The sequence below is a fragment of the Clostridium mediterraneense genome (assembly GCF_900091705.1).
GTDB lineage: Bacteria > Bacillota > Clostridia > Clostridiales > Clostridiaceae > Sarcina > Sarcina mediterraneense.
Map to the genome: position 1 here is coordinate 2,019,701 of NZ_LT594785.1, position 21,233 is coordinate 2,040,933.

17 protein-coding genes and 1 other RNA gene are annotated in these 21,233 nt (G+C 26.3%); all 18 read right to left on the reverse strand.

The genetic code is table 11. The annotated features are described in order from the left end of the window. Positions 1 to 5: 5 nt before the first annotated feature. The 18 genes from BN8917_RS11400 to BN8917_RS11485 all read right to left on the reverse strand — a co-directional run bounded on the left by BN8917_RS11400 (position 6) and on the right by BN8917_RS11485 (position 21,213). Positions 6 to 1,250: a sensor histidine kinase gene (locus BN8917_RS11400; RefSeq protein ID WP_066874508.1), complete on the reverse strand. Its 1,245-nt coding sequence runs from the start codon at positions 1,248 to 1,250 to the stop codon at positions 6 to 8. After that, positions 1,247 to 1,942, reverse strand: a complete 696-nt coding sequence (locus BN8917_RS11405) for a response regulator transcription factor (RefSeq protein WP_066874510.1) — start codon at positions 1,940 to 1,942, stop codon at positions 1,247 to 1,249. The genes BN8917_RS11400 and BN8917_RS11405 overlap by 4 nt, the downstream gene beginning before the upstream one ends. Before the next feature lie 205 nt (positions 1,943 to 2,147). Further along, positions 2,148 to 2,357: a DUF3955 domain-containing protein gene (locus BN8917_RS11410; RefSeq protein ID WP_066874512.1), complete on the reverse strand. Its 210-nt coding sequence runs from the start codon at positions 2,355 to 2,357 to the stop codon at positions 2,148 to 2,150. 117 nt (positions 2,358 to 2,474) lie between these two features. Beyond that, positions 2,475 to 4,859, reverse strand: coding sequence for an ABC transporter permease (locus BN8917_RS11415; RefSeq protein ID WP_066874514.1), 2,385 nt, complete (start codon positions 4,857 to 4,859; stop codon positions 2,475 to 2,477). After that, complete coding sequence (locus BN8917_RS11420) at positions 4,859 to 5,527, reverse strand: ABC transporter ATP-binding protein (protein WP_066874516.1); 669 nt, start codon at positions 5,525 to 5,527, stop codon at positions 4,859 to 4,861. Before BN8917_RS11420 ends, BN8917_RS11415 begins: the two co-directional genes overlap by 1 nt. Positions 5,528 to 5,899: 372 nt before the next feature. After that, positions 5,900 to 6,301 (reverse strand): hypothetical protein, encoded by a 402-nt coding sequence (locus tag BN8917_RS11425; protein ID WP_066874518.1) that lies wholly within the window; start codon positions 6,299 to 6,301, stop codon positions 5,900 to 5,902. 309 nt (positions 6,302 to 6,610) lie between these two features. Beyond that, on the reverse strand, positions 6,611 to 8,059 hold the full coding sequence (locus BN8917_RS11430) for a sensor histidine kinase (protein WP_066874520.1): 1,449 nt from the start codon (positions 8,057 to 8,059) through the stop codon (positions 6,611 to 6,613). Then, complete coding sequence (locus BN8917_RS11435) at positions 8,056 to 8,724, reverse strand: response regulator transcription factor (RefSeq protein ID WP_066874522.1); 669 nt, start codon at positions 8,722 to 8,724, stop codon at positions 8,056 to 8,058. Before BN8917_RS11435 ends, BN8917_RS11430 begins: the two co-directional genes overlap by 4 nt. Before the next feature lie 399 nt (positions 8,725 to 9,123). Then, positions 9,124 to 9,390: a hypothetical protein gene (locus BN8917_RS11440; protein ID WP_066874524.1), complete on the reverse strand. Its 267-nt coding sequence runs from the start codon at positions 9,388 to 9,390 to the stop codon at positions 9,124 to 9,126. A gap of 345 nt (positions 9,391 to 9,735) precedes the next feature. After that, positions 9,736 to 11,175: a glycoside hydrolase family 1 protein gene (locus BN8917_RS11445; protein ID WP_066874526.1), complete on the reverse strand. Its 1,440-nt coding sequence runs from the start codon at positions 11,173 to 11,175 to the stop codon at positions 9,736 to 9,738. Positions 11,176 to 11,377: 202 nt separating this feature from the next. Further along, the gene (locus BN8917_RS11450) at positions 11,378 to 12,106 is read right to left on the reverse strand and encodes a MurR/RpiR family transcriptional regulator (protein WP_066874528.1); all 729 of its coding nucleotides are present in this window, start codon (positions 12,104 to 12,106) and stop codon (positions 11,378 to 11,380) included. Positions 12,107 to 12,602: 496 nt separating this feature from the next. Continuing rightward, positions 12,603 to 13,154, reverse strand: a complete 552-nt coding sequence (locus BN8917_RS11455) for a hypothetical protein (protein ID WP_066874530.1) — start codon at positions 13,152 to 13,154, stop codon at positions 12,603 to 12,605. Positions 13,155 to 13,544: 390 nt separating this feature from the next. Further along, positions 13,545 to 15,323, reverse strand: coding sequence for an ABC transporter ATP-binding protein (locus tag BN8917_RS11460; RefSeq protein ID WP_066874532.1), 1,779 nt, complete (start codon positions 15,321 to 15,323; stop codon positions 13,545 to 13,547). Next, positions 15,323 to 17,128, reverse strand: a complete 1,806-nt coding sequence (locus BN8917_RS11465) for an ABC transporter ATP-binding protein (protein ID WP_066874534.1) — start codon at positions 17,126 to 17,128, stop codon at positions 15,323 to 15,325. Before BN8917_RS11465 ends, BN8917_RS11460 begins: the two co-directional genes overlap by 1 nt. A 146-nt stretch (positions 17,129 to 17,274) precedes the next feature. Beyond that, positions 17,275 to 18,315, reverse strand: a complete 1,041-nt coding sequence (locus tag BN8917_RS11470) for a sensor histidine kinase (RefSeq protein ID WP_066874536.1) — start codon at positions 18,313 to 18,315, stop codon at positions 17,275 to 17,277. Then, complete coding sequence (locus tag BN8917_RS11475; protein ID WP_066874538.1) at positions 18,308 to 18,985, reverse strand: response regulator transcription factor; 678 nt, start codon at positions 18,983 to 18,985, stop codon at positions 18,308 to 18,310. The genes BN8917_RS11470 and BN8917_RS11475 overlap by 8 nt, the downstream gene beginning before the upstream one ends. A gap of 190 nt (positions 18,986 to 19,175) precedes the next feature. Next, positions 19,176 to 19,534: a transfer-messenger RNA gene (gene ssrA / locus BN8917_RS11480) on the reverse strand. A gap of 749 nt (positions 19,535 to 20,283) precedes the next feature. Continuing rightward, on the reverse strand, positions 20,284 to 21,213 hold the full coding sequence (locus BN8917_RS11485) for an EcsC family protein (RefSeq protein WP_066874540.1): 930 nt from the start codon (positions 21,211 to 21,213) through the stop codon (positions 20,284 to 20,286). Between the last annotated feature and the right edge of the window lie 20 nt (positions 21,214 to 21,233).

Below are 21,233 nucleotides of genomic sequence, written 5' to 3' on the forward strand. Positions count from 1 at the left end.
AATTTTTATTTCCTCAAAAATAAAATAAATTTACTACCTTCTCCTTCTTTTGACTTAACAATAATACTTCCACCTTGATCTTCTAATATTTTTCTAGTTAAATATAAGCCTACACCTGAACCTTCAATATTATTTTTCTCATTTTCTTTGCATCTATAGAACCTTTTAAAGATATTATTAAACTCCTTTTTATTTATACCAATCCCAGTATCACTTATATTTATCTTTATATAGTTATTAGTCTCTTCAAGGTATATATTTATTTCTCCATCTTTTTCAGTGTATTTTATAGCATTATCTAACACATTAAATATAGCTTCTTCTGTCCATTTACTATCATGTTTTATAATATAATCTTTTATTTCAGCTATATTAATATTTATATCTTTATTTCTAGCTTTAATATAAGCACTGTTATAAGCCCTTAATATAGTATCTTTCAGATTATTTTCTTTAGGTTTTAGTTTTATCATTGCAACTTCTAATCTAGATATATTAACTAATGAATTTATTAAAGCATGAAGCTTATTTATATTTTTATTACTCATTTCTAAAAATTCTTTTCTTTCTTCCTCACTAAGCTCATCATCTTCTAATATTGAATTACACATACTTAAAGATGCTAATGGTGTTTTAAGTTGATGAGATATATCAGTTACTAAAGCTTTTGAACTTTCCTTTTCATTTTCAAGCTTAGTATAATTAAAACTAATATTTTTACCAAGTTGATTTAGTTGTGAAGCTATTACACTAATTATTCCCTCTTCTGTAAAATCACCATCATATGTATAATCACCTTTTATAAATTTCTCTAAGATATTTGATATTTTCTCTAAATTTTTAAATATATATCTTCCTATAAGATAAACTATCATAATATTTAAAGCTATTATAACAAGTAATACAATTGCAGTATTTCTTATGTATCCACTTTGGTACTTCTTAAATATTGAATCCTTACTAGAATCCATTTCTAATGTATATCCATATTTTCTTAGAATCTTATCTCCATAACTCTCATCTTCTTTTTTAGTTCCTATTAAGTTACTAACTATTTCAGATTCTTTTTCTGGATATTCCTTAACCAAGCTTCCTACTACTCTTTGATATGCTTTTATCTGCTCTTTATGTACTTTATCTAATTGCTTATATTCCCAAAATAGAAATAACGAATATATAGCTGTTATAATCAGAACTAAAAAAATAAATATCTTTTTAAATATTGGATCAAACTTCATCTTTATATTCATATGTTTTTACACTCTCTATCCCATCTATATCCTATCCCCCTAATATTTTTTATAAATATAGGCTTTGATGGATTACTCTCTATTTTTTCTCTAAGTCTTCTTATGTTAACTGCAACAGTATTTTCATCAACAAATACTCCATCTTTATCCCATAATACTTCTAAAAGCTGTTCTTTAGTAATTATCTTCATTGAATTACTTATTAGACAATTTAAAAGCTTGTACTCATTTTTACTTAAAGTAATCTCTACACCATCTCTTATTAATTTCATTTCATCAATATATAAAGTTAAATTATCAGAAGATATTGCTCTTTTATCACTTTCAGAATTCATTATTCTTCTCATTAAAGCATTTACCTTTGAAATCAAAACCATAAGACTAAAAGGTTTAGTAATATAATCATCTGCTCCTAAATCATATCCTGTAACTATATCTACCTCTTGATCAAGCGCTGTTAAAAAAATTAAAAGTACATCACTATTTTTCCTTATTTCCTCACAAAGATAAAAACCATCACCATCTTCTAAACTAATATCACTAATAACTAAGTCTATTTTATTACTATTAAAAATCTCTAAAGCCTCATTAACTTTAGATGTTGTTAAAACTTCATATCCTTCTTTTTTAAGCTTAAAACTTATTCCTCTACATAAAGATTCATCATCTTCGACTAATAATATTCTCCCCATTACACCCTCCAATAATTTCTATAACAAAATAATTATAGCATATAAATATTTTGTTTAATCTATACTAAATCTAAATAATAAAAAGAGATATTGTAAACAAATCCAATATCTCTTTTTTATTAAATAATATTTTATTTTAGCAATGAAAATTTTTATAAAAAATATTTATCTTTAGTTCTTCAATTATTTTAATAAGAGACTAAATTTAAGCTCTTACATACTTTCTATATAAATTCCATCCTCCTCTTACTATTAATAAAAGTATTCCACTAAAGAAGAATAGATAAGCCATAGGTATTAAAAAGAATGGTTCAACAAGTGTTCCATCTGCTTCTACTTTTGAACCTATCATATTAAAAGCTATAAAACAGCAAATTCCTAATATGAAAGGTAAACTATAAATAACTTTTTTCATTTGTAAATCTCCCTTAAATTTTTAATATTTGATAATTGTATAATATCACATCTCAAAACCAAAAACAATAAAAATTTATTGAAAAACAATAATATATTTTCTTTTATCAATATAAAATTATTCACTATACCTAATTCTATCTATTAAAGAATCCTTTTTAAAATTATTAGTAACTAAATAAGTTATTAAAATTTGAACTAATACTACCGAAATTATCATTATAATAGTTTGATTTAATGGATAATTATATGATGCATAAGAAGCTGCTGAATTCTTAAATGTTAAAAATGCTCCATAACCTATAACATTTCCTATTGTTAAAGTTATTCCTAAAGTAACGGTAGTATAAAAAGCTCCCTCAATTTGTAACATTCTTATAAGCTGCTTATCTGATAAACCTATAGCTTGTAATATACCAAGTTCTTTTTTTCTTGTAATTATACTTGTTATCATTGTATTTATAAGATTGATAAATCCTATAACTCCTATAATTATTACTAAGGAATATCCAAGTATTTTAGTCATTTCAATAGCCTGTTCATATTGTTTTATAGTATCTTCTAAGGTAGTCATTTCAATAAATCCATTACTATCAGCTATTGATTTCATTTCTTCTTTTACAGATTCAATCTTACTTTTACTTACTGTTACTCCAACTGAAGTAGTAAGATCAGTTTTTATTATTTTATTTAATATCTTATTGGGTACTATAAATTCATTCCCATAAACAGCACTAATCGCATCTACATTAAATTCTTTGTTAATTACTCTACTTCCATCATAAATTGAAAGTTTAACTTTATCTCCAACCTTTATTCCATATTCTTCTGCAAAATCTGGATATGTGTATACTATCCCCTTTCCAGATAATAAGCTCTCTCTATTTATTTCACCTTCAACTAAATTTTCTTCTAATTCTTTAAACATACTTTCTTCATATCCACCAAAAGATACTGAACTTTCCTCTCCTGATGGCAAAATATATTTAGCACTAGTACTTCTAGATATATCTATTTCCTTTACTCCATCAATCTTGCTAATTTTATCTTGTAGTTCTTTTCCTAAAGTATTTTTTTCTTGAAGCATTCCAAGTGTAGTTCCTGAATTTTTATCCAAACTATAATTAGTTAAAGATAAAGTAAAATCACCTGAACTATGTTGAGTTGCCATATCTTTAGCATTAATACTACTCATTACAGTTGAAATTGTTATAAAAAGTATTCCACTTAATGAAAGTGAAGCCAAAGTTATTAATGTTCTTTTTTTATTTCTTAATATATTTGCATATGCTAATCTCTTAAGATTTATTGTTTCATATCCTTTTCTTTGTTTTTTATTATTATAATCTCCACTATATCTCATAGCTTCAACTGGAGAAACTTTTGCTGCTATATTCATGGGCTTAATTAACGAAACAAATACAGTTATATAACTTATAATTAAAATTCCTATTATTACTGGTATATTAATTCCTAAAACTCCATACCTATCTAAACCTATAATTTTTACTATTATTAGATTACTAATTAAATATCCAACTATTATTCCTACTGGAATTGAAATAGTAGCTAAAGTAAGTCCTTCTTTTAATATAATTTTTCTTATTTGCTTTTTAGTTACTCCAACTGCTCTAAGTTTTCCATACTCTTGTACCTTATTTACTACTGATATATAGAAGATACTATAAATAACTATTATGCTTGAAAATATTATAATTAATGTTATAACTACTCCAAAACCTATTACTGTTGGATCTGGATTAGTTGTATTTATATAATCATCATTAACTTTAACATTATATTTATTTATCCCAACATCATTAGCTACGGACTTTAACTTTTCTTTAATTTCATCCCCTGATAATTTATTTTCTCCAAGAACTCTTATATAAGCATTAAATTCCATATCTTTTGATGATTCTTCATTTTTAAAAAAATTCTCTGATACTATTGCTGTATAATGTTTATTTGCCTTATTAATTTCTGAGTTCTTAATTATTCCTGATAATATAAAATTATATTTTTTTATCTTACCATCTTCTCTTGACTCATATTCTAAACTTACTTTTTCTCCAAGATTTGAATTAATACCAAGTAAGTTTAAATATCCTTCTTGAATAGCTATTTCATTTTTCTTAGTGGGTATATTTCCTTTAATAAACTTTACATTCCCCATATCATTTGTATTATTATCAGCATATACAATAGATAAATTATTTTCTTTAAAGCTTGAATATCCTACTGTTTTAAAAACTCCTATACTTTCAATATCTATATTATTCTTTAGTATATTTACTTTATTTACATCAACTCTTTTATATATTCCATGAAATGATCCTGATCTTTCAATAGTCACTTGCTTATTTGCATTAAACCAATTTAGACAAGTAAGACTAACTGATGTTAAAAGTGTTGTAGTTAATAAAATAGTTAAAATTATTAATATACTTTTAGACTTATTACTTTTAAGACTTCCTTTAGCTAAGGTAGATAAAGTATTCATTAACTCACCACCTTACCATCTTCAATATTTATAGTTCTATCTGCCATTTGAGAAATTCCCTCATCATGAGTTATCATAACAATTGTTTGACTATATCTTCTTGCACTTGCTTTTAATAAAGTCAAAACTTCTTCTTCAGTTTTAGAATCTAAATTTCCTGTTGGCTCATCTGCTAATATTATTGATGGCTTAGATGCCAAAGCTCTTGCTATTGCAACTCTTTGTTGTTGCCCTCCTGATAAAGTATTAGGCATACTATTCTTTTTATCTTCAAGCCCTAAAGTTTTCAATATATCATTAATAAACTCTATATCAACCTTCCTAGAATCTAAACCTATTGGCAGAATTATATTCTCCCAAACATTAATTGATGGTATTAAATTATAATATTGAAATACAAATCCTATTTGTCTTCTTCTAAATATAGCAAGCTTTTCTTCTTTCATATCTGAAATATCTTTTCCATCTATTAAAATCTTACCTGAACTTGGTCTATCAAGTGCTCCAAGCATGTGTAATAATGTACTTTTACCCGAACCTGATTTACCAACTATAGCAACAAACTCTCCTTCTTTAATTTCTATATTAGTGTTATCAATTGCCTTTACAAGATTTTTACCCTCACCATAGTATTTATTTAAATTAATAGTCTCTAATATGTTTTTCATACAATCCCCCTAAATTCATTAATTCTAAGATAAATTTACTTCTTTAGCTTAAGTATAAAATTTAGGACTTTCAAAACTCTTTCAACAACACTTACAGTTTTGTAAGTATTACAAAAAGCTCTACAATATTTTTTACTTATTGTAGAGCTTTTTTTATACCCCAATATACTATTTCTTATTTTTCAAATACATTCTATATAATAAAACTTGGCAGACGAATTATTAGAAATATTTGAGTATATGGATCTAAATACATTCTATATAATAAAACTTAGCCCCCTATTACTCATAAAAACAATCTATAATTACTATTTTATGCTGCTGTTAACTTTATAAATTATTAATTAAAAACTCTATAAGTATCATAGACTTTTAATCTAACAACCCCTTATCTTTATCCCAATCTAATTTACTAGCAAATAAATCTAACTCTTCTTCCTTATATTCTAAATTTTCCTTTGATATTTTTACATTTTCATTAAGCTCTTTATCAATATACCCTTTATTTAAGTTTATATAATTTAATTTATTTATTATGTAAGCAATTCCCCAAATAACTATTGCATAAAATATATATGGCATGGATTCATTCATATAATATGAAATTACATTAAATAATTGGTGTTTTACTACTAAATTATTTTTATATATAAAGTCTGATATATATGTATATGATTTGTATATTGTAACTAAACTATATATACAAATAATTATTGATAACGCATATAAAACACTCGTTATTAAATCTTTATTTTTTAAAGTACTATTTTTCATTAATAAATCTCCTATAAAAATAATTTAAACTTTCTTCTAATTATCTGTTTTAAAGTTCAATATTATACTCCCCCCTCACTCTATAATAACTAACTTTTTTAATATATTTAGTTATTATTAATAGCTCAGAATAGATAATATCACTCTAATATGAAATTAATATAAAATATAATCATAATTTTTGTATAACAGGTAATATATTACTTATTTATGATGTTATTTTTTATTCTTATTAAGAAAATTTATAATTAAAATTTAAAAACCATCTAAAATAAGTTGTACTTTAGATATTTTTTTAAAATATAAGCCTCATGTTTCAAAGAATATTGTAAATCTCATTCCATCTTGTATAGCCTCAAAAGAAAATGGCAATTTATGAGTTAATAGTATTTGACGGACAATATATAATCCTAATCCATTTCCACCACTATTTTTATTTCTATCAAATTCTGCTCTATAAAAAGCTTTAAAAATATTTTCCAAATGTTCTTTAGGAATTGGTATACACTCATTCTCTATAACAAGTGATTTATCTTTAAAATAAATTCTTATTTTTTTATATTCATCAGTATATTTTATAGCATTAGAAATAATATTAGATAAAGCCTTAGTAAATAAAGTTTTATTAAGCTTAAAAATAAATGAATTCTCAGTATCAACCGTCATATCTATATTCTTTGATTTTGCTATAAGCTTATATGATTTTATAGTCTCTTCTAATATTTCTGATAAATCTACCTCTTCTTCCTTTTTATCACTTAAATTATTAAATCTCGATGTATCTAATATTTCTTGAACCATATTACTTAAATCCTCAACTACATCTTTACACTTTTCTAAATATACATAATGGTTTTTATATTTTCCTATATCAAATAACATATTTTCTATCATTATATGTATACTCATTAAAGGAGTTTTAAGTTCATGAGATGCTCCCCTTAAGAAATCCCCCTTCATTTTTTCTGATTTACCTACATTCTCAATTTCTTTCTCTAAGGAATGGATAGTACTTAAAAGTCTTTCATATAAACTATTAATATTTCCTGCTAACTCTCCTATTTCATCATCAGTTTCTATTTCACAAAAAGCTTTATTATTTAAAAGTTCCATTTCTTTAGTAACTTCACATATCTTCTTTATAGGGCTAGTAATTTTTCTAGCATATATATATACTACAATTAATGAAATAAGTAAACTAATTACCAATGTATACGGAAGTAACATAAATATCACATCTCTAGTTTCTTTAAGCGATTCTAAATCCATAACTAATTTTAAATTTACAACATCACCATCTAAAGTATTAAATTGCTCTTTCCTAATAATAGTAGGATTCTTAATATTAATATTAATATACGAGTCTACATCGGTTTCCATTATAATCTCTGAGTCTATACTATTATCTATACATATATCTGAAATAGATATCATATCATCATTAAATTTATCTGAATGTATATCAATATCTACTGAATCCATCCCCTGAAATAACTTATTTTCTCCTCTTATATTCATATATATATATACTCTATATACATGAACATAATCTTTTATTATGTTATTAATCTCTTCCTCATCTTTACCACTTATTTCTGCAACTAAAGCTTCGCTAATCTCCTTTACTTCAGCTTGTTTTCTATTAGTATAAGATATTGGTAATAACATATAAATCAAAATATGACAAATTAAAATTATTATACTTATTAAAATCATAGTAAATAAATATGTCTTAGTAAATAATTTTAACTTTCTCATACTATCTCCTCAAATTTATAACCAATCCCTTTAACAGTTACTATACAGTTTAATTCTAATTTTTTACGAATATTTTTTATATACACATCAATAACCCTATTATTAGGTGCTTCATCTATGCTCCATAATATATCTAGTATTTGATCTCTAGTTAAAACTTGATTCTTATATTTTAATAATAACTCTAATAACTTTATTTCTTTAGGCTTTAAATCTATAAGCTCCCCTTGCTTCTTTGCTGAAAAACCTAAAAAATCAACCTCAACATCATTATAGTTCCACTTATTAACCCTAGTATCTTGTATCCTTCTTCTAAGTAATGCCTCTATTCTCTTATGAAGAATCAGCACTGAAAAAGGTTTTGTAATATAATCATCTGCCTTCTCATCAAAACTCATAACCTGAGCATTTATATCACTCATAGCAGTTAACATAATTACAGGTACATCACTTACTTCTCTTATTCTATTTAATACAACAAATCCATTTACTTTAGGTAACATTACATCTAATATAACTAAATCTACTTTATTATTTAAAAATAAATCTAAACCTTCTTGTCCATCCCTTGCATTTAAGATATTATAACCAACTTCGGATAAATATTCACTAACACCTTCTCTTATAATTTCTTCATCTTCTACAATTAATATATTAGTTTTCACTCAAATCCCCCACTTATTTATTTCTTAAATTAAAGCTAATTAACTTATTTAATTAAAATCTATTTCTACTAATATTGAAATTTATTATTTAAATTAATTTCAATAAATTATATTATAATTTACCCTTTTCTAAATTAAGGTGAAAAGATAAAAAATTCACAAAACTTATATAAATAATTCAAATAAAAATAGCCTGATTTTTAATCAGACTATCTAAGTAAATTTTTATTTTTCTCTTTCTTGTATTGTTACACTAATAATATCCCCCGCTTCTTTACCAAGCTCTTCACGAATCTTTTTTTGAATGCCAATTAAACCTGTTAATAAATCATCACTCTTAAGTGTTCTAGCTAGATTTCTCGCTACTATAAAGACTATTAATATAGCTAATATATCTGTTCAACCTTTTAGTACTGGACTAAATATTTGTTGATAATCTGCAAGGTTTGGAAATATCTTACCTAACTTAAATATCCTAGCGATAAATCCATCTGGTGATAGTAGAACAAAATTTAATAATAGCATTAATAATCCTGCCATAGTTAATGGAAATGTTAGAATGAATGCATCTCTTACTGCACAAATATGTCTTTGTGCATTTAACTTTTCTGCCACTGGTACTAGAAGTCTTTCTATACTACTCTGAAATTTATCCATAAAATTCATTAATAGTTCCTCCTTATAACAAAAATTAAATTATATAAAACCTCTTCTAACTATTAGTTTTTATCCATTACTTCATATGATTATATAAATTATCTTCATTAGATTTTCTAGCCATTACAATCTTTTTATTTAAAATCTAATCATATAAACATTCAGTTTATCTATTTATTAACACTTGAATACTCTAATACAGAAGATGTTTTATAAAAACTTCTATACCTTTATCATTCACTCTAACTCATTCTTATTACTTATTAGATACATTACTATATTGCTAATACACTAATTTTTTATTTAAATAACTTCTAAATAAAGTATTTTATAAACTTAAAGCTCTATTAATTTTTATAAGTTTTGTCCATTATTTTTTATAACTTCTTTATACCAATAAAAACTTTTCTTCTTAATTCTCTTTAAAGTCTTAATATCATTTTCATCTCTATCTACATATACGAATCCATAACGTTTTTGATATCCATTTAACCAACTTAATAAATCAGTAAATGACCATGTACAATATCCTAGAAGCTCTACTCCATCTGTCACTGCCTCACGACAAGCTTGTATATGACTCTTTAAATACTCTATTCTATAATCATCATTTACTATATCTTCAGCTTCTAAATTATCAAATTCTCCAAGACCATTTTCAGTTATTAGTATAGGTAATCCATATCTACTTGTAATTCTTCTCATTCCTACTCTTAAACCTGTAGGATCTATTTCCCAATCCCAATTAGTAGATTTTAAATTAGGATTCTTAATAGTTTTATAAACTCCAGGAATTCCACTTTCTTTTGCTGTTCCTTTTTTCCCACTATTATTCATAGAATCAGATATACCAACACCATCTAATTGATTTGCTTCTACAGTTGATGTTCTATAATAATTAATTCCTATAAAATCAGGCTTTCCTTTTTCTAATAACTCAAGATCAGCATCTTCAATAACTGGAGCTATTCCTAATTTTTCATAATATTTAAATGCAAATGATGGATATGTTCCTTTACAATAAATATCAAGCCACCAATTACAATTAATATCTTCTGCATTTTCATAAGCTAGTACATCTTCCGGCTTACAACTATATGCATATGTTGGTCCTAAGGCAAAGCTTGGCCCAATCATTCCATTAGGTACATAAGTTCTAAATGATTGAATTGCTTTTGCATTTGCTAAATTAGCTATATGATTAGCTTCTAACATTCTTTTTCTATCTTTAACACCTGGTGGATGAAGTGCTAACATATATCCTAACTCCATAAATACATTTTGCTCATTTAAAGTTACCCAATGTTTAACTCTATCTCCATATCTTTTATAAAGAGTTATACAATAATTATTAAAATCGTCTATTATTTCTCTAGACTCCCATCCTCCATATAAATCTTGTAAGTGTTGTGGTAAATCCCAATGATAAATTGTTATTATTGGTTTTATATTATTTCTTAATAATTCATCTATTAAATTATCATAGAATTCTAAACCTTTTTCATTTACCTCTCCTCTACCCATTGGATAAATACGACTCCAAGCTATTGAAAATCTATAAGCCTTTAGCCCCATCTCAGCCATTAAGGCTACATCTTCTTTATATCTATTGTAATGATCTACAGCTATATCTCCATTTGTATTTTTATAAGTTTTTCCTGGCTCCTTAGTATATATATCCCATATACTTGGCCCCTTTCCATCTTTATCCCAAGCCCCTTCTACTTGATATGCAGCTGATGCTGACCCCCATAAAAAATCATCTCTAAAATTATCTAAATCCTTATATATCAAATTGTCATCCCCCTTCATTCTTATGCTTTTATTATAGCTTCAATCATTTACTTTGTAATCAGTTTCACAAGCTAAAAAAACATGTTACATTCTTAATTAATTGATACAAAAATATAACATATTGTTTTTTTTATAAAAAAACACCTAGCTTTTAAAACGGCTTGTCCATATAAAAACTAAGTGTTATTTTTAAATTTAATTATTAAATTTTATATTGATTATATAATTTTTTACCTATCCTCTCTATCATATATAATACTGGTAATTGAGTTGTTATATCACTTTCTCCAACTTTTACTTGCTGTACATAATATGATAAATTTAAATCTGATATTTTACTAATAGCACAATCTTCACTATTAGTTATACTTACAATAGTACATCCTTCTTTTTTAAATCTAGTTATACTATCTATTGTTGTTGGTGTCTCACCAGACACAGATAAAGCAATTATTAAACAATTATCATAAAAACTAAAATTAGTTGGGAAAAATGGATCGTCAATATGAACAGCAAATTTACCTATTGATGAAAAATATCTAGCAGCATATTTGCATAATATACCAGATGACCCTATTCCTAAAAATATAATATTACTTGCTACTTTAGCCAAATCACATAATTTATCTAATTTTTTATCTAAGTCACTATTATCTATCTTTTTCAAGAAATTAATTATTTCTGAAGTATCATCTCTAACTTTCTTATTATCTTCCTCACTAATATACATCTTAAATTTAACTTTAAATTCAGAAAATCCTTCACATTTTAATTTTCTACAAAATCTTAATATAGTTGTTGTAGATACATGCGCTTCCTCCGCAAGTTCTCTTATTCTCATATAAACTACTTTATTTCTATTTTTCATTATATAACTATACAATGATAATTCTAACTCATTTAGGCTTTGTATAACCTCATAATTGAACATATAATCCCCCACTCTATATTCTTTTGCTTATAAATTAATATTCTATTTTTTAGTATAAATAGAACTTAGATTTAAATCAAATCTTTTGAAATAATTAAAAATCTATACAACTAAATCTCTCTAATTTTACTTAATAATATTTATTTTGTCACATAAAAAAACACCAAACAGATAAATAATTTTACCTATTTGGTGCCTTTAATATTTTATTAAATTACTTTGTTTAAAATTAATTTTTATCCTTACTATTAATATTAACTTAAATGTCATTTCAGCATTTCTACCATATATCCCTATTCATATAGATGATTAAATTTTTTATAAAAATTGAAAGCTGTATAATAAGACAAATTCTAAAATATTTTCTAGAATACATCCTAACTATACAGCCCTTATATTTTTAATTATCAGTATTTTAAAATAGTGTAAATGTGATATTAGTAACGGTTAAAATATTTTTAATTCTACTGATTTTATTCTAAATTAGCTTAGATGCTTAGCGACTTTCGTATCTAAATTCTATACTACTTAAGAATAATGCACCAGCATAGTCATTATTAGCAAGTGTAATACGAGCAACGCTTAATAATGCGAAATCTTCAGCTCTAATAATATCATCCAAGTCAAATTCTAAAACATAATGATTATATTGGAAATTTCCTGGTGAGTTTTGAATTGGAATATTACCACTGTTATAAACTTGTATATTAGCTGCATTTACTACACCATTGGCTCTAGCAAATAATGATGAAAGTCTGATTGCAAATCTATTACCAGTTGGTGTATTTGAATTATCAGTTAATAAATGCACAAATACCTTAGCTCTTTGACTTCCATTACGAGCATCTCTTGGTACACTAAAAGTTAATGAATACTCATCTGTATCACCTTGTGGTAAAAGCCATCCTAATAGTCTAATACTAGAATTAGCAGCTCCAAGTGGTATAGTATCAGGTGTAGTTTCATCAGCATCATTTATATTTCCACCATTAAATACTAATGATCTAAATTCTCTTGGATCATTACTTGGGCAACAACTACTTGACATATTGAGTTACCTCCCTATTATTCAAATTTTTTCTATAATATATTATATTAACTAACTAATAATTATGTTAACTAAATATTTATTACAAGTTATATAGTTTAAAATATCATTATTAAATACTATTATTTCTCTCTAATTCTTATAAACTTAAAATTCTTTTAATATTTTTATTTGACTAAAAAAACTATCATATTAGCTCTAAACAAAGTTTTATTAATTAGATATAAAAAACAAAAATTCATTGTTCTGTCTTTATAAAATAAAAAAGCTCTGTTATTTAATATGATAGTTCTCAAACTATAAAATATATATATATTCAATAAATTTAAATATACATATCTATTTTTAGAATTAAAATAACATTAAAAATGTTATCTCCTTTAACTTACCTTACGATACTTGCTCAAATTGACTATTATATAATTCTGCATAGAAACCTTTTTTAGCAAGTAATTCATCATGATTTCCACTTTCTAAAATATCACCATCTTTTAATACAAGTATTACATCAGCATTTTTAATTGTTGATAATCTATGTGCAATTACAAATGAAGTTCTTCCTTCCATCAGCTTGTCCATTGCATTTTGAATAATAATCTCTGTTCTTGTATCTACTGAACTTGTGGCTTCATCTAATATTAACATTGGTGCATCTTTAATCATTGCACGTGCAATAGTTAATTGTTGTTTTTGTCCTACTGATAAGTTTAATTTATCATTTAAAATTGTATTATATCCATCATGTAAAGTTTGAATAAAATGATGTATTCCTACAGCTTTACACGCTTCTATAATCACATCATCACTTACTCCCTTTTGATTGTATACTAAATTTTCTTTAATAGTTCCTTCAAATAACCAAGTATCTTGTAACACCATACAGAATAAATCATGAATATTCTCTCTAGTTAATTTACTAATAGGAGTATCATCAATTAAAATTTCACCTGCATTTATTTCATTAAATCTCATTAATAGATTAACTAATGTTGATTTTCCTGCACCAGTAGGTCCAACAATAGCAATTTTTTGACCTGGTTTTGCACTAGCTGAAAAATCATTAATAATAATTCTATCAGTACCTTCATATCCAAACTTAACATTTTTAAATTCTACTTTACCTTTTGTATCAGTTAAACTTGTTTGCTTTGTACTTTCATCTTCCATTTCTTCTGCTTCTAAAAATTCAAATACACGTTCACTAGCTGCTGAAGCAGACTGCATACTTTGTGCTGCTTGAGCAATTTGTGCAAGTGGTTGTGTAAAATAACGAATATACATAATAAATGCTACAATAACTCCAAATGAAATAGTTCCATTAATTGCAAGCATTGCTCCTGCTACACAAACTGCTACATAACCTAAATTACCTATAAAAGTCATTACAGGCATCATAAGCCCTGATAAAAATTGTGCTTTGAATGCACTATTTTTAAGCTTAGTATTTAAATCACCAAATTTATTCTCTATTTGTTCTTCTGCATTATATGCCTTGATTACAGTATGACCTGTAAATGCTTCTTCAATATGTCCATTAATTTTACCAAGATATTTTTGTTGAGCTGAGAAATACTTTTGAGATTTTCCCATTATAAGCATCATTAATGCAAATCCAATAATTGTTGCTACTACTGCTGTGATTGTAAGTAATATATTTGTCTTTATCATCATTATTAATGATCCAAGGAATAAACAAACAGCACTTACCAAGTTACCTACACTTTGATTCAGAGTTTGTCCAATTGTATCTACATCATTAGTAATACGAGATAATACATCTCCAGTTGTAGTATTATTATAATATGACATAGGTAGCTTATTTATCTTAATAGATATTTCACGTCTTAGACTTTTAGATACTCTTTGAGTAACTGATGCCATTATATATCCTTGTAATAAATTCAATACTGTACTTATTATATATATGAATACTAAAGTTAATCCTATTGAAGTAATTGCATCTATATCAATATCACTAGCTAGTCCAGCTGTAATAATATCTGTAAGTTCTGAAAGTTTATCAGGACCTATTAATGCTAAAATAGTTCCAATAATTGCACTTATAATAGCTATAATTATTACTGTCATATGACTCTTACAATATTTCACTAATTTCTTTAATGAATCTTTTGATTGCTTTGGTTGCTTTGATTTTTTCTTTTCCTTCATTATGCAAGCTCCTCTCCTGAAATTTCTGAACAAACTATTTCTTGCTCTTCATCTAGCTCCTCTTTTGAAAGCTGTGAGTATGCTATATCTTTATAAACACCACAAGATTCCATTAATTCGCTATGTGTTCCCATACCTACTACAACCCCTTCATCTAGAACAATAATTTTATCTGCATCTTTTATTGTGCTAATTCTTTGAGCTACTATAAGAATAGTTGTTCCTTTAATTTCTTTCTTTAAGAATTTACGTAACTTACTATCAGTTTTATAATCTAAAGCAGAGAAAGAATCATCAAAAATCAATACTTCTGGATATCTTGCTATTGCTCTAGCTATAGATAAACGTTGCTTTTGTCCCCCAGAAAGATTAATTCCCCCTTGAGCTATATGTGAATCATATTCACCTTCTAATTTTTCAACAAACTCAGAAGCTTGAGCTGCATAAACTCCATAAACAACATCATCCTTTGAAATATGTGATCTTCCATTATCTCCAAAAGCTATATTTGAATTAACTGTTCCCTCAAATAAAGTTGCCTTTTGTGATACATATCCTAACTTATTTCTAAGTACTTTTTCATCATATTTTTTAACATTTAATCCATTAACTAAAACTTCCCCCTTAGTAACATCATAAAAACGTGGAATAAGATTAATTAATGTACTCTTTCCACTACCAGTTGCCCCAATAAAAGCAATAGTTTCTCCTCTTTTTGCACTAAAGTTAATATCCTTTATTACATAATCATCTGCATCAGGATATTTAAAGCTAACATTTTTAAATTCTATCTCTCCACTAATTCCTATTGGAACTTCAGTACAAGTACCCTTTTTAATACTTAATTCTGTATCAAATATCTCATTAATTCTCTTAGCTGATACTGTAGCACGAGGTAATAAAATAAATATCATTACTAACATCATAAATGCCATTACTACTTGCATTGCATATGATGAGAATACTATCATCTCTGAGAATAAAGTCATTCTCTCTCTTAAACCAGCTCCTTGAATTAATATTGCCCCAAGCCAGTAAATTGAAAGATTTAATCCATTCATAATTAAGTTTATACTAGGCATCATAGTTGCCATAACACGATTAGCAAATAAATTAACATTTGTAAGCTCAGTATTAGCATCCTCAAATTTATCTTCTTGATACTTTTCTGCATTATATGCACGCACTACTGGAATTCCTGAAAGATTCTCTCTTGCAACACGATTTAAATTATCTGTTAATTGCTGAATCTTCTTAAACTTTGGAAGAGCTATAACTACACATATTCCAACCATAATCATTAAAACACCAATAGCAACTGCAGTAGCTATAGAAAAAGTGTAATTTTTTCCTGTTATTTTTAATATCGCCCATACTGCAAGTATTGGAGCTTTTATTATTAATTGTAATCCAATAACTATAAACATTTGCACTTGGTTAACGTCATTAGTTGAACGAGTAATTAAACTAGCAGTTGAGAAATTATTGATTTCCTCCATTGAAAAAGATTGAACTTTATCAAATATTCTTTCTCTTAATCTTGCAGAAAAATTAGCTGCAATCTTAGCTGCAAGTGCTGCTACAATAACTGAAGCTATTAAACTACCAAGCGCACACAATAGCATTACTCCACCTGAAGATAAAACTTCACTCATCTCACTACCTGGTGTTTGTACTAACATTGTAATTTTACTCATATGATCAGGTAATTCTAAATCAAGCCATACCTGTGCAACTATAAAGATAAGACTTATAGCAAGTAATCCCCACTCCTTTCCTGTAAAATTTTTAAATATCTTTAACATATCTAAAACTCCCCTCTTTTATTAAGATACCTTATATAATACAAATGAAAGATTAACTGAAAATAAACTTTTTAGAAAAATTTTCAATTATTTTCTACAAAAAATGATGTATATAAGCTAATATGCTTATATACATCATTTAATAATTATTTTATGGGTAAAGTAATCTTAAATTCTGTTCCCTGATTTAAAACACTATTACATATAATTGTTCCATTATGTAGGTTTATTATTTTCTTTACTATAGTTAAACCTAATCCATTTCCCATTGTAGTATGGGATATATCTTGCTGATAAAACTTATCAAATATCTTAGGAAGAGCTTCTTTAATAATTCCACATCCACTATCCCTAATATTTATTACTATATTATCCTCTACCTTATTAATAGTAATCTTTATTACTCCTCCCTCATCAGTAAACTTAATAGCATTATCAATTAAATTAATCCATACCTGATTAAACATTTCCTTATCTCCTATATAATTTAAATCAATAATATCAACATCTAAGGAAATATTCTTATTTATAAATTTTGATTCTAAAATAGCTATACAACATCTTAATTGTTCACTAATATTAAAACTTTGTACCTCTTTCAATATACTTTGAGTCTCTATTTTTGAAAGACTTAAAACATTTTCTGCTAAAGCTGCAAGTCTTGTTGATTCATCTATAACAATATCTAAATATTCATCTCTCTCCTCTTTTGTAAGATCATCATATTTTAATATCTCAGCAAAACCCTTTATAGAAATAATAGGTGTTTTAAACTCATGAGAAAAATTGTTTATAAAATCTGTACGTAGAACTTCAATACCACCTAGTTCCTCTGCCATACGATTAAAATTTTCTGAAAGCAAATTAAACTCTGGTGGATGTTTTATATCAAGTCTCGCATTAAAATCTCCACTTGCAAGTTTATTAATTCCTTCAACAAATTTTCTAACATTCTTTAAAACTATATTACTTGATATCAATGATACTATAGTTCCAATAATCAAACATACTACTAATGTTACTCCAGGAAGCACCATAATTTTTTGTATATTATTTTTATTTAATATACCAATCGATAATAAAATATATACTAATATTGATGTTAAAAACATAGTAATTGATAATATGATAAAAAGTGAAATAGCATATGATAAGGTTAGTCCTATTTTCTTTTTCCATTTATTCATGTTTTTTAACCACCTTATATCCAATCCCTCTAACAGCTACTATTTCAAACTCAGGATATGTTGAAAATCTTTTTCTAAGCCTATTTATATGAACATTAACCGTAGTATCACCACTTTCAGTTTCCATTCCCCATATCTCATCCATTAATTGAATTCTAGTAAATATACGATCTGGATATGATAAAAGCTTATATAATAAATAGAACTCCTTTTGAGGAAGAGTTTGTTTATTATCTTCACGAGTTACAGTTAAAGTATCATAATCAAGAATTACTTTTCCTAAAACAAGCCTTCTAGAATTTACAATTTGTGCTCTCCTAAGAAGTGCACGAATTCTAAGTAACATCTCTTCAGTATCAATAGGCTTGGTCATATAATCATCAGTTCCTACTATAAAACCCCTTTTCTTATCTTCTGGCAAATGTTTAGCTGTAGCCATGAGTATAGGTATCATACTATTCGAAGCTCTAATTTCTCTCACAAACTCGTATCCATCCATATTAGGCATCATTATATCCAATATAATTAAATCTATATGCTGACTTTCTAATAATTCTAATGCCTTTATCCCATCTTCAGCAGTAAAAACTAAGTACTTTTCTCTCTTTAATACTGCTTCTAATAACCTTCTTGCATTCTTATCATCCTCAACTACTAATATATTTATCATTTTTCACTTTCCCCCTAAAAAGCTATATTACTCTAAACACTAAAAATATAATCTCAATTATTTTTACTATTATATCTTCTAATTATTAACTTAAAATAAACTCCTTTTTAATATTTTAAAATTAATTATCTATATAAAAAAATAATGACAAGTACTTATTTAAAAGTACTTGCCATTACTCTATTTTATCTGGTGGAGATGACGGGTGTCGAACCCGTGTCCGAAAGCAGACCAGTAAGACTTTCTACGAGTGTAGTCATCTGATTTAAAATTCCCTAAAAAGACGTCCAGTGACAAACTTCTTTCTCGGTAGCTTCATATCTTCCGTTCTTAACTCAAAGCTTTGCTAAGCTCGGTTCCCCACTTTAAATGACACCTGGGTCCTAAACCGTGGGCAGCCTAGGTCAGATGAGCAGCGCTAAATTAAGCTGCTAATGCAAAATTATCTTCTGCGTTTATATTTAATGCATAGTCGATTTAAGAGTTTCCATGCTTCACTCTACTCGCTTATCAAACCCATCTTACCCCCGTCGAAGCCAAAACATCCCCACGATTGGTAATTAGATTTAAACGCTAATCAATTACTCTATTAAATTTTAATTATATTATAATTATATAAATATTTATGGGTTAAGTCAAGTTTATTGCTGTTTCCAGCTATGTATATGTTTGTTAATAAGAAGATTGGAACGGACTTAACCCAATGAAAACTTTTCGAAATATTTATTTATTACAGAAATTAATTATATACTATCTCCACTCTTTTGTGAAGTATATTTTCATATTTAACTGTATCTACTATTATTAATCTTATTATATTTAATTATTCATTTAAAATAGTGTAATATTGTTAATTTTAAACATTATTCTAATCAATCTAAATTTAATACAAGTACCATTATTAGTTACTTATATTAAAAACTTTTTTTACTATAAATGAATCAAATATTATCAACAATTCACTATCTATAAAATTTTCTTTTCTTCGCTTCTTTTAAACCATATATACTATTCTAAACTATATCTCCCCCTTAATTATTAACTTTATTTTACATTTGTTTTTTAAGGAGTAAAATAAATCTAAGTTTTATACCTTTCAACCCTCAGAGTATCTTAAACTAGAAATAACTTAACATTTAATGATTTAAAAATCATTTAAACTAAAATAAGTGCCCCATAATATCAAATAATATTATTATGAGACACTCTTAAAGTTTAAAATATTAATCTATTAAATAATCTTTTATCATAATTTATAAAGTCTTTTCTTACTTCTTTATCTTATAAGCAACTAATATTTATTCTGCTTCTTCATACATATCCAAATCATCTTCTATAGATGTTATCATTACCTCAGCTTCTATATCAGATACTAATGAACCTCTCCCATCTATAAGATCTAATCTCCCATTATCAAGTAACCACCTATGTTGATAAAGCCTAATTGCTGCCTTAGAAACATGATTTATATATTTAGCATTAATAGCAGCTCCTATTGCCCCTCCAACTATAGGTAAATAATCAAATATTCTATCCTGAAATAAAAGTATTTGTATTTCTCTTGATATTTCTATCTCAAGTTCTTGCTCTACTGCATGAACACTTATTATACTCAATTCTTTTGAAACTGTTTTATTAACCATTTTATTTGCAAGCTTTTTTATAGACTTTTCATCAATAACATGTTCAATCTTATTTAATATTGAAAGTGCCTCTTCCCTTTGTTTTAAAGTCCTTACAGAACCAGCTCCAAGAACTGCTAGAGCAAATTCTTTTTCATAAACATTATCTAATTTATATCCATATGCTGCTCCTATTCTCATTATTGTTCTAAGAGCAATTGAAAGTATAAAAGGTATATCAACAGCTAGTCCTACTATACCAACACTTCCTACAGCTACTCCTTGAGCTGTAGCAATTCCTATTGCTTTCTTTTTAGCATCTTTTGCAAGTTTATCACAAAATTCAAGCTCTACAAATTTTAATTGATTTATTGATTCTATTTTTGCCTCTTTTTCAATTCTTCTATAATCTAAAGAATTGTCAGCTATATTCCAAGTAAATTTTAAAAGTCCCCTTACTATTTTTTCAGTAGCAACTTTTTCTATAACTTTTCCTAAAGGCATTGTAATCGTTGCCATTGTTTTATCAAAAAAGTCAATCCCCTCATGTTTCCATGCTTCTATTGCCTCTATTTGTTGTAGTTCATATTTACTAAGAACTTTCATCAATTTCCCCCTTATTATTA

Coding starts and splice junctions, on each gene's coding strand:
- BN8917_RS11400 (WP_066874508.1), bottom strand. CDS start 1,250: ATGAATATAAAGATGAAGTTTGATCCAATATTTAAAAAGATATTTATT.
- BN8917_RS11405 (WP_066874510.1), bottom strand. CDS start 1,942: ATGGGGAGAATATTATTAGTCGAAGATGATGAATCTTTATGTAGAGGA.
- BN8917_RS11410 (WP_066874512.1), bottom strand. CDS start 2,357: ATGAAAAAAGTTATTTATAGTTTACCTTTCATATTAGGAATTTGCTGT.
- BN8917_RS11415 (WP_066874514.1), bottom strand. CDS start 4,859: ATGAATACTTTATCTACCTTAGCTAAAGGAAGTCTTAAAAGTAATAAG.
- BN8917_RS11420 (WP_066874516.1), bottom strand. CDS start 5,527: ATGAAAAACATATTAGAGACTATTAATTTAAATAAATACTATGGTGAG.
- BN8917_RS11425 (WP_066874518.1), bottom strand. CDS start 6,301: ATGAAAAATAGTACTTTAAAAAATAAAGATTTAATAACGAGTGTTTTA.
- BN8917_RS11430 (WP_066874520.1), bottom strand. CDS start 8,059: ATGAGAAAGTTAAAATTATTTACTAAGACATATTTATTTACTATGATT.
- BN8917_RS11440 (WP_066874524.1), bottom strand. CDS start 9,390: ATGAATTTTATGGATAAATTTCAGAGTAGTATAGAAAGACTTCTAGTA.
- BN8917_RS11450 (WP_066874528.1), bottom strand. CDS start 12,106: ATGTTCAATTATGAGGTTATACAAAGCCTAAATGAGTTAGAATTATCA.
- BN8917_RS11455 (WP_066874530.1), bottom strand. CDS start 13,154: ATGTCAAGTAGTTGTTGCCCAAGTAATGATCCAAGAGAATTTAGATCA.
- BN8917_RS11460 (WP_066874532.1), bottom strand. CDS start 15,323: ATGAAGGAAAAGAAAAAATCAAAGCAACCAAAGCAATCAAAAGATTCA.
- BN8917_RS11465 (WP_066874534.1), bottom strand. CDS start 17,128: ATGTTAAAGATATTTAAAAATTTTACAGGAAAGGAGTGGGGATTACTT.
- BN8917_RS11470 (WP_066874536.1), bottom strand. CDS start 18,315: ATGAATAAATGGAAAAAGAAAATAGGACTAACCTTATCATATGCTATT.
- BN8917_RS11475 (WP_066874538.1), bottom strand. CDS start 18,985: ATGATAAATATATTAGTAGTTGAGGATGATAAGAATGCAAGAAGGTTA.
- BN8917_RS11485 (WP_066874540.1), bottom strand. CDS start 21,213: ATGAAAGTTCTTAGTAAATATGAACTACAACAAATAGAGGCAATAGAA.